At 57.1% G+C, this 8,729-nt stretch carries 7 protein-coding genes; 3 read left to right on the top strand and 4 right to left on the bottom strand.

Annotation, left to right across the window (positions count from 1 at the left end; genetic code table 11):
- Nucleotides 1-436: 436 nt before the first annotated feature.
- Nucleotides 437-619, bottom strand: coding sequence for a hypothetical protein (locus ACF8AM_RS24025; RefSeq protein WP_392558083.1), 183 nt, complete (start codon nucleotides 617-619; stop codon nucleotides 437-439).
- A 31-nt stretch (nucleotides 620-650) separates the two neighbouring features.
- Between ACF8AM_RS24025 and ACF8AM_RS24030 the strand changes: the two genes are divergently transcribed.
- Both ACF8AM_RS24030 and ACF8AM_RS24035 read left to right on the top strand, forming a co-directional pair.
- Nucleotides 651-2,810, top strand: a complete 2,160-nt coding sequence (locus tag ACF8AM_RS24030; protein WP_392558084.1) for an alpha-amylase/4-alpha-glucanotransferase domain-containing protein — start codon at nucleotides 651-653, stop codon at nucleotides 2,808-2,810.
- A gap of 187 nt (nucleotides 2,811-2,997) precedes the next feature.
- On the top strand, nucleotides 2,998-3,876 hold the full coding sequence (locus ACF8AM_RS24035; RefSeq protein WP_392558085.1) for a serine/threonine-protein kinase: 879 nt from the start codon (nucleotides 2,998-3,000) through the stop codon (nucleotides 3,874-3,876).
- Between the two features lie 375 nt (nucleotides 3,877-4,251).
- On the opposite strand, the gene ACF8AM_RS24040 is transcribed toward ACF8AM_RS24035, so the two are convergent.
- The 3 genes from ACF8AM_RS24040 to ACF8AM_RS24050 form a co-directional block, all read right to left on the bottom strand.
- Nucleotides 4,252-4,851 (bottom strand): tetratricopeptide repeat protein, encoded by a 600-nt coding sequence (locus ACF8AM_RS24040; protein WP_392558086.1) that lies wholly within the window; start codon nucleotides 4,849-4,851, stop codon nucleotides 4,252-4,254.
- Nucleotides 4,852-4,916: 65 nt separating this feature from the next.
- Complete coding sequence (locus ACF8AM_RS24045) at nucleotides 4,917-5,378, bottom strand: hypothetical protein (protein WP_392558087.1); 462 nt, start codon at nucleotides 5,376-5,378, stop codon at nucleotides 4,917-4,919.
- Nucleotides 5,379-5,514: 136 nt separating this feature from the next.
- Complete coding sequence (locus tag ACF8AM_RS24050) at nucleotides 5,515-6,987, bottom strand: sulfatase (protein ID WP_392558088.1); 1,473 nt, start codon at nucleotides 6,985-6,987, stop codon at nucleotides 5,515-5,517.
- 552 nt (nucleotides 6,988-7,539) lie between these two features.
- Here ACF8AM_RS24050 and carB point away from each other — a divergent pair.
- Nucleotides 7,540-8,729, top strand: a 1,190-nt coding sequence (gene carB / locus ACF8AM_RS24055; protein ID WP_392558089.1) for a carbamoyl-phosphate synthase large subunit, incomplete at its 3' end; no start/stop codon positions are given.

Here is an 8,729-nt window from a genome sequence, read left to right on the forward strand (position 1 = left end):
GTTCTCCCTCCAAGCCTCGCCCCACCCAAACCGGGCATCAACTTATCCCGTTCAAGCATCCCGCCCCCGCTAAGCAAAACGGCTCGCGACATCGATTCAACGCTCGTCTCGGTGGAGGACCACCGAGCTACAGTTTGCCCCAAAAACCTGTAGCACGGTGGTCTCCACCGTGACCCAAACACCATCCGCACCAGAGTAGAACAGTTGTCCCCAACTGTTCCGCCAACCAGCGTTCTCCCTCCAAGCCTCGCCCCACCCAAACCATGCTCCAACCCATCTGGATCTCGCATCCCTGCCCCACCACGCAAAACCGCACGCAACAACGATTCAATGCTCGTCTCGGTGGAGGACCACCCAGCTACAGTTTGTTTTTCGGGTGTCGTTCCAACCCGCATAATCGTTACCACCGTCGTTTCCGCTCAAGCCGGCACAACCGTCAGCCGATGATGTTCGCAGCGGTTGTCGCGAGTGTGACGATTGCGCCGATTAACCGGCTGGAAACGACCAGCGAATTTGGCTCGCCCAAACAATCGCTCCGTTTCAAAAATTCCGGTTGTTTTTTGCATTCGCGCCATGCATGCAAATCGTAAAATTCGCGCACCGTCATCGCCTGTTTCACGACGTCCTTCCACACACTGACCCCAGCGCCCATGTCGCCTCACGTTCACCTTTGCTTGGTCCTTCACAACCACCAGCCAATCGGAAACTTCGATGGCGTGTTTGAACAAGCTTACCAGGACAGCTACCTGCCGTTCCTGGAGGTATTTGAACCATACGACGCTCTGAATATCTCGCTGCACACCTCCGGCCCATTGATGCTGTGGTTGGCCGAACGCCATCCCGAGTACCTCGACCGCGTGCGTTTGCTCGTCGAAGCCGGCCGCATCGAAATCGTGGGCGGACCACAGTACGAACCGATCCTGACGATGCTGCCCCGCCGCGACCGCGTGGGACAAATCCAATCGTACAGCTCGTGGTTGCAGCGAAACCTGGGTGTCACGCCTTCCGGCATGTGGATGCCCGAACGCGTCTGGGAATCCGGCCTGACCGCCGACGTTGCCGCGGCCGGGATGCGTTACACCGTGCTGGACGACTACCACTTCAAATCCGCAGGGATGGCGGAAGAAGAACTGCGTAGCTACTTCGTCGTCGAAGACCAAGGCCAACTGCTTCGGGTCTTCCCCGGCAGCGAACAACTTCGCTACACGATCCCATTCCGTCCGGCTCACGAAACGATCGATTACCTTCGCGGGATCGCTCATTCGAATCCCGGTGCCGTGATGACGTTCGGTGACGACGGTGAAAAGTTCGGCACCTGGCCTGACACCAAATCGCACGTCTACGACGAAGGCTGGTTGCGTTCGTTCTTCGACGCATTGACTGAAAACCAAGAGTGGTTGCACACGGTCACACTGGCCGAGTCCATCCAAAACGCTGCTCCCGCCGGAAAGGCCTACCTGCCCGATTGCAGCTACCGCGAAATGACGGTTTGGTCGTTGCCCGCCGAGTCACAAGAGAGCCTCGACGACGTTTCCCACGCGTTGGAAAACGACGAGCGTTGGGGCCACTTGGAATCGTTCGTGCGTGGCGGTTTCTGGCGGAACTTCAAGGTGAAGTACGAAGAAACCAACGAGATGTACGCTCGCATGATGCACGTGAGCGATCGGTTGGCCAAAGCCGAAGCGAGCGGTCACGATGCGGGCGAGCTCGCCGAAATTCGCGACCACTTGTATCGCGGCCAATGCAACTGCCCGTACTGGCACGGTGCCTTCGGCGGAATCTACTTGCCTCACCTCCGCAACGCGATCTACGAACACCTGATCCAAGCCGACACGTTGCTGCAGGAAATCGAAGGCACGCTGAACACCGTTTCCGCGACCGCCGGCGACTTCGACTACGACGGCCAACAAGAAATCCGGCTGTCCAACGAATCCATGGTCGCTTGGATCGATCCTGCCCAAGGTGGCCGGATGTACGAGTGGGACTTGCGAGGCATCAACCACAACTTGTTGGCGACTTTGCAACGTCGCCCCGAAGCCTACCACCGCAAAGTCCTGGCGGGGCCGAGTAACGCCGGTGGCGATGTGGCCAGCATCCACGACCGCGTCGTGTTCAAACAAGAAGGCCTGGATCAAATGATTCAGTACGATCGTTACGCTCGCAAGAGTTTGATGGATCACTTCTTTGACAACGAAGCGACGTTGGAATCCGTCTCACGTGGCGAGTCACCTGAACGAGGCGATTTTGTCGAACTGCCATTCGAAGCCAAACTGCGTCGTGGCAGCGATCGCGTGCAAGCTCAACTGCGTCGTGACGGCAACGCTTGGGGAATCCCCATCACGCTGACCAAGGCGGTCACCTTGCAAGAAGGCAGCGGCAACCTTTCCGTGACTTACTTGCTGGAGAACCTGCCACCGGCCAGCCCACTGCACTTCGCGGTCGAATGGAATTTCGCTGGATTGCCATCCGGAGCCGACGACCGTTACTTCAGCGACGTCGACGGCAACCAACTCGGACAACTCGGCGAACGCTTGGACCTCACCGATGTTCGTGGTCTGTCCCTGTCCGATCGTTGGCTCGGTGTCGATATCGACCTGCGAACCGATCGCGACAGCGGTGTGTGGGCGTTCCCCGTGGAAACTGTCAGCCAGAGCGAAGCCGGGTTTGAACTGGTTCACCAATCGGTGTGCGTGATGCCTCACTGGATCATCACCGCAGACGCCGAAGGACGCTGGGCAGTCACCATTGACATTGCCACACGCTGTGAAAGCGCGATCGAAGTCCAACAACACGATCACGTCAACGTCTAAGTGACCCCAAGGATCACGTAGTGGACGAGGTGACGAGTCCCATTGATCCCGTAGTGGACGAGGCGACGAGTCCTTCGGTGTTGTTACCCGCGACTTGTTTTTTCGACCAATGATTCGATTGTGATTTCAATGGGTCGGCACGAGCGTCTAGCCGTGCGAATTCGATTTCTCTTTTGAGGCAACGCCCGTGACGGCACGTTTGAAATTGGTGATGGACCCCAGCGAATCGACGCGTCGGCTTCGCGTCGGCATGCGGCTCGACAAATACCGACTCGTCAAGAAACTTGGCGAAGGAGGATTTGCAACCGTTTACTCCGCCCACGACACGATCGAAGATCGCGAAGTTGCGTTGAAGATTCCGGAGTCACACGCTTCGAGCGACCACCAATCTGCCGACGACCTGCAACGCGAAGTTCGCATCATGGCGAGCTTGTCACACGAGAGCATTTTGCCGCTCAAGGACGCTCGGTACATCGACGGTCACTTCGTCATGGTCTTCCCGTTGGGCGAGGAAACCCTGCACGATCGACTCGGTCGCCGCATGGCTCGCGCGACGACGCTGAATTACGTCCGTCAAATGACGTCCGCCGTCGCATACGCACACGAACGCCGAGTCCTGCACCGCGACATCAAACCCGAGAACTTCATCCTGTTCCCCAACTCGAAGATCTGCTTGACCGACTTCGGGTTGGCACGGATCGAACGTGGACGTCATGCCGTCTCCGCATCCGGAACGCTTGGCTACATCGCCCCAGAACAAGCGATGGGAAAACCGACCTATCGCAGCGATGTGTTTTCACTCGGCCTGGTGATCTACCGGATGTTGTCAGGTGCTTTGCCGGAGTATCCCTTTGAAGCACCTTTGCCCTCGTACGCCAAACTGCGTCGCGGCTTGAACCAAGAGTTCGTGGATTGGATCCGCAAATCGATGGACCCCAAGCCACTCAAACGCTTCCGAGACGGAGTCGCGATGGCCAACGCCCTCGACCGGATTAAATCGCTGACCGCCCCCGGCTCAGCAACCGGCACCACCGCAACAAGAACCACCCGCCGCCGCGTCGCGTAGCCGGATTCACCAAAAATTCGGACGCGCAACCGTAGCCGGATTCACCAAAAATTCGGATGGTTCCATTGCCTGGATGCCCTCCTCTGTCACGCAACGCAATTTGGCGAAGCTGTTCGTGACGCAAAGACGCCAGGGCGCAGACACGCATGGAACTTACTTTACAAATTCACCCTCACCCTGGGAGGGTCGAGCGAAGCGAGGGGAGGGCTACACACCGGGTTTTAGCTTCGCCCTCCCCGGCCCGAAGCGGGCCGACCCACCCTGGGAGGGTGAAGTAAGTGCCATGGAGCGTTAGCCCCGGCTGTGTAATGAAACCGTTGCGAACGCCATAGGGCTGACATCTGCGTGCCGGCTTCGAAGCACTCGTCGAACGGGTTATCGTCCTGCTTGCAAAGCATGACTTTCGTTGAACGTGCGAGCGTCGTCGCTCAACGACAAATCAAACTCCAGTTCACCGGGTTCAAACGTGAACGGCACGTGACAGTCCTTCGCAACAATGCGATTGATCTTCCAATCCAACCGTCGCCACCAAGAAAGCGAACGCTCCCAGTCACGCAAGCAATTCCGTAACTCAATGGCGCGCGGGTGATCCGGTTCGCCGGACTGGTTGAGCGCATCCAACGCTCCACCCACCAATCCGTTAACAAGCAGCGCGGTCGCGAAGTTGCGTTTGCAAACACTGGATACTTCCGACCGTTCCAACACGCCGTCGGAAGACAGGACGAATTGCCGAAAAACCGACAAGGCTTCTTCCCTCCGCCCCAATCGCAGAAGGCAGACCCCCAATGTGTTTCGAATCGCGGGCGTTCTTCCCGCGGAATGCAGGCGTCGGACAACACCCTCGTAATCGCGTTTGGCCAATAGCTTCACGACGGATTGCAGCACATCAGGCAACTCAGACGATCGACTCGGTGTGGATGGCTTCGTTTGAAAAGAAGGACTCGTGGAAACAGAACGGTTTGCGCGCGCAGACATCGTTAGAACTCTCAATCAGATTCATTGCATAAGAAAAACAGAAATCAGAACAACCCGAAGGCGTCTTAGATCTGCAATCTCACATGCAAATTCACCAGAGAATTGACAGCACCAATGCTGGCCCACGCACCCGCTTGGCGCGCCCACGCGAATTGAACGCGAGAAGTCTGATCGCATCGATTGGCCGTCGCCAAGTCCAACGAAATGGATCGTTCTCGGGCGTCTTTCAACGTCTGGGCAACCGAAGCGGCACCCCGATCGGAATCCATCGCGATCGCACGTTCGGCAGCGACAACATTCTGAAGCGTCGAGACGACACTCGATGCAGCCACCTCCTTCGCGATCGAAACAGGCGGGAATGCCGGTGGCAGCAACTGCGACCAAGCAACCAACCAACACGCGATCATCAAACCGACCCGTTCGCACACGCTGGTCCGTTTCGGCAAAGATGCCGTGAACGCGAAATCGTGCGGGTTGAACGAAAGAGCCATGAGTTTGAAGATCGCAACCGCAGTTGCGACAGTCACCAAGAGAGATTCATTGAGCATTCGGAACGATCCGAATGCTCTTCAATGCTCATTTGATTATTGGATCCGACAAGAACCGGACAAGGGCATCTCGTAAAATTCGCGAAACGCGAGGCTGGCTCACCCCCACACCGGTTCAACGTTTTGCCGCTTTGCGTTCCGCTTTCTGCATCGCTTTCGCTTCGCTGTCCGGATCGTGATTCGGGTTGGGCTCCGTTGGAACCGGCGCCCCAATTTGCTTTCGCCAAGCCACTAACTTGCCGTGCAGCGCGCGAGTTTTGATGGGATTGGCATCGGCCAAGTTGTTCGATTCACCCGGGTCAGCCACCAGATCATAGAGTTCCAAACCGCCGTCCTCGAAGTATTCGTGAAGCTTCCACCGACCGTCTCGAATGATTCCGCAGGGGCGACTTCGGTACAGCAAGTCTCGTTGACCGTCGGTGACTGAGTAACTTTGCAAGTAGGCGGGGAAGTGCCAGTACAATTCGCGATCGGCAAGACTTCCTTCCTGCTTGAGCAATGGCATCAAACTCACGCCATCGATTGTCTGGTCCGCCGGAAGCTTGGCCCCAGTCATCTCGATAAACGTCGGATACAGATCGGCAGCGATGACCGGAACGTCGCTCTTCGTCCCCGCATCCACCACGCCGGGCCAGGTCACAAAGAACGGCTCGCGAATTCCGCCCTCGTAATAAGTGCCTTTGTATCCACGCAGTGGCTTCATGGAGGTCGCTGGACCGAAGCCGCCATTGTCGCTGGTGAAGACGATCGCGGTATTCTTTTCCAACCCAAGTTCCCGCAGCATGTCGACCAACCGCCCGACGCCCTCATCGACGCTCTCGATCATGGCGGCCATCACCGCGTGATCGTGCAACGTACCGGGCTGCTTCGCCTTGTACTTCGCGACGAGATCTGGCTTGGCCTGCAACGGTGTGTGGACGGCAAAGTGAGACAAATACAAGAACCAAGAATGCTGTTGGTTGTCCGTGATGAACCGGATGGCTTCGTCCGTGAGACGATCCGTTAGGTACTCGTCATCGCTGGCATCCAGCAGTCCTGGCACTTTCGGATGAGGTGGGAAGTAGCCTTTCGACGGACTGCCGCTGTGCGTGCCCGCGACGTTGATATCAAAGCCATAGGGCAACGGATCGTCACTCAAATGCCACTTGCCAATGATGCCGGTTCGATACCCGGCCTCATGCACTTGATGAGCCCAAGTGCGGATGTCTGTGGAAAGCACGTCGGTGCCTGGAATGTGCATCAGCGTTCCGTGTTTCGGATTGCCACGACGTTCAGTGCCGACGTTGTAAATTTCGTGACGCGGCGAATACTGTCCCGACAGCAAACTGGCTCGCGCCGGCGCACAGTTCGCCGCACAAGAATAAGCATTCGAAAACACCATGCCTCGTTCCGCCAAAGCATCCAAATTCGGCGTCTCATAGAAATCCGACCCCATGAAGCTGGCATCTCGCCAACCGTAGTCGTCCAAGTAAATGAACAAGACGTTGGGATGCTCTTTCGTTGACGTTTCCGCAAAGGACGGGGGCGTCAACGCGGTGGCAATCAGAAACGCGGGAAGAGCCCATCGCAGGCAAAAGATCGTGTTCATGAATCGGACCAATGGTCAGCGTGCAAAGCAGGTAGGATGGCCACTCTTGGCCGTCAGAGTGATGGATGTCGGCCAAGAGTGGCCAACCTACAACAAAATCACAACCCGACACGTGAGTTTTGAAGTTGCGCTTTTGCGTGAGGCATTGGTTTTTCATAACCCGACGCGTCAGCGAGGCGAAGTCAACATCGTTTTTTCCTCGCTGACGCTTCGGGTTTTGAGAAAAACGCAACTTCAAAACGCGTGAGCGAGGGACCCACCGGCCCGTTGCAATGGCACGCCGTCCCTCGCAAACGCTTCGGATTGGGATTGAATCAATCGGCCGCGAAGGATGAATTCCCCGCCAATTCAGGCTCGCATCGTGAATCGGGTCGAGACTTCGCGACGAATCGATTTTGATCGGATCCCGGTCCTCTGCGCCGAGGCCAAACCGTGTTATCCTTCCCGAAATTTTCACGGCAGGCGTCGTTGAACCAGGGCCCCCGAACCGGCGGGCTCACGACGGAATCGCCCGCCATTCGAGCCCCTCCGCCCTCTTTTGGGATCGTTCCCGTGCCGCGTCGCGACGACATCAAGAAGATTCTGCTCATTGGTAGTGGCCCGATTGTGATCGGCCAAGCTTGCGAATTCGATTACTCCGGAACGCAAGCTTGCAAAGCCTTGCGTGAAGAGGGTTATGAGGTCGTGCTGGTCAACAGCAACCCAGCGACGATCATGACCGACCCGGCGACCGCCGACGCAACGTACATCGAACCGCTGACTTGGCAGATGGTCGAAAAGGTCATCGCCAAAGAGCGTCCCGATGCACTGCTGCCGACTTTGGGCGGCCAAACCGGCCTGAACGTCGCGATGGACCTGGACGCCAACGGCGTGCTTGAAAAATACGGCGTCGAAATGATTGCCGCCAACGCCAAGGTGATCGCCAAAGCCGAAGAACGCGACCAGTTCAAAAAGGCGATGGAAAAGATTGGACTGGATGTCTGCAAGGGCTTCACTGTCCACACACTCGCCGAAGCACGCGAAGCCCTCGCGGAAGTCGGCCTGCCCGCCGTCGTCCGCCCCTCGTTCACAATGGGCGGCAGCGGTTCCGCGATTGCCTACAACAAAGACGACTTCGACTCGCTGGTGCAAAACGGGTTGGACCAATCGCCCGTGACAGAAGTCTTGATCGAAGAATCGATCATTGGCTGGAAAGAATACGAGATGGAAGTCATGCGTGACCGCGACGACAACGTCGTGATCATCTGTGCCATCGAAAACTTCGACCCGATGGGCGTCCACACCGGTGACTCCATCACCGTCGCCCCCGCACAAACACTTTCCGACAAAGAATACCAACGCATGCGTGACGCCTCGCTGGCCGTCATTCGCGAGATCGGTGTCGAGACCGGAGGCAGTAACATTCAATTCGCGATCGAGCCTGGCACAGGCCGAATGATCGTGATTGAAATGAACCCACGCGTCAGCCGCAGCTCGGCCTTGGCCAGCAAAGCGACCGGTTTTCCAATCGCGAAAATCGCGGCCAAGTTGGCGGTGGGATATCGGTTGTGGGAACTGCCCAACGATATCACGCAGAAAACCAAAGCCTGCTTCGAACCGACAATCGATTACGTCGTCACCAAGATGCCTCGTTTCGCGTTCGAAAAATTCCCCGAAGCCGACGCGACGCTAACCACACAAATGAAATCGGTCGGCGAAACGATGTCGATCGGACGCACGTTCCAAGAGTCATTCCAAAAAGC

This window comes from Rhodopirellula sp. JB055 (genome assembly GCF_043100905.1).
Taxonomy (GTDB): Bacteria; Planctomycetota; Planctomycetia; order Pirellulales; family Pirellulaceae; genus Rhodopirellula.

Coding starts and splice junctions, on each gene's coding strand:
- ACF8AM_RS24050 (WP_392558088.1), bottom strand. CDS start 6,987: ATGAACACGATCTTTTGCCTGCGATGGGCTCTTCCCGCGTTTCTGATT.
- ACF8AM_RS24030 (WP_392558084.1), top strand. CDS start 651: ATGTCGCCTCACGTTCACCTTTGCTTGGTCCTTCACAACCACCAGCCA.
- ACF8AM_RS24040 (WP_392558086.1), bottom strand. CDS start 4,851: ATGTCTGCGCGCGCAAACCGTTCTGTTTCCACGAGTCCTTCTTTTCAA.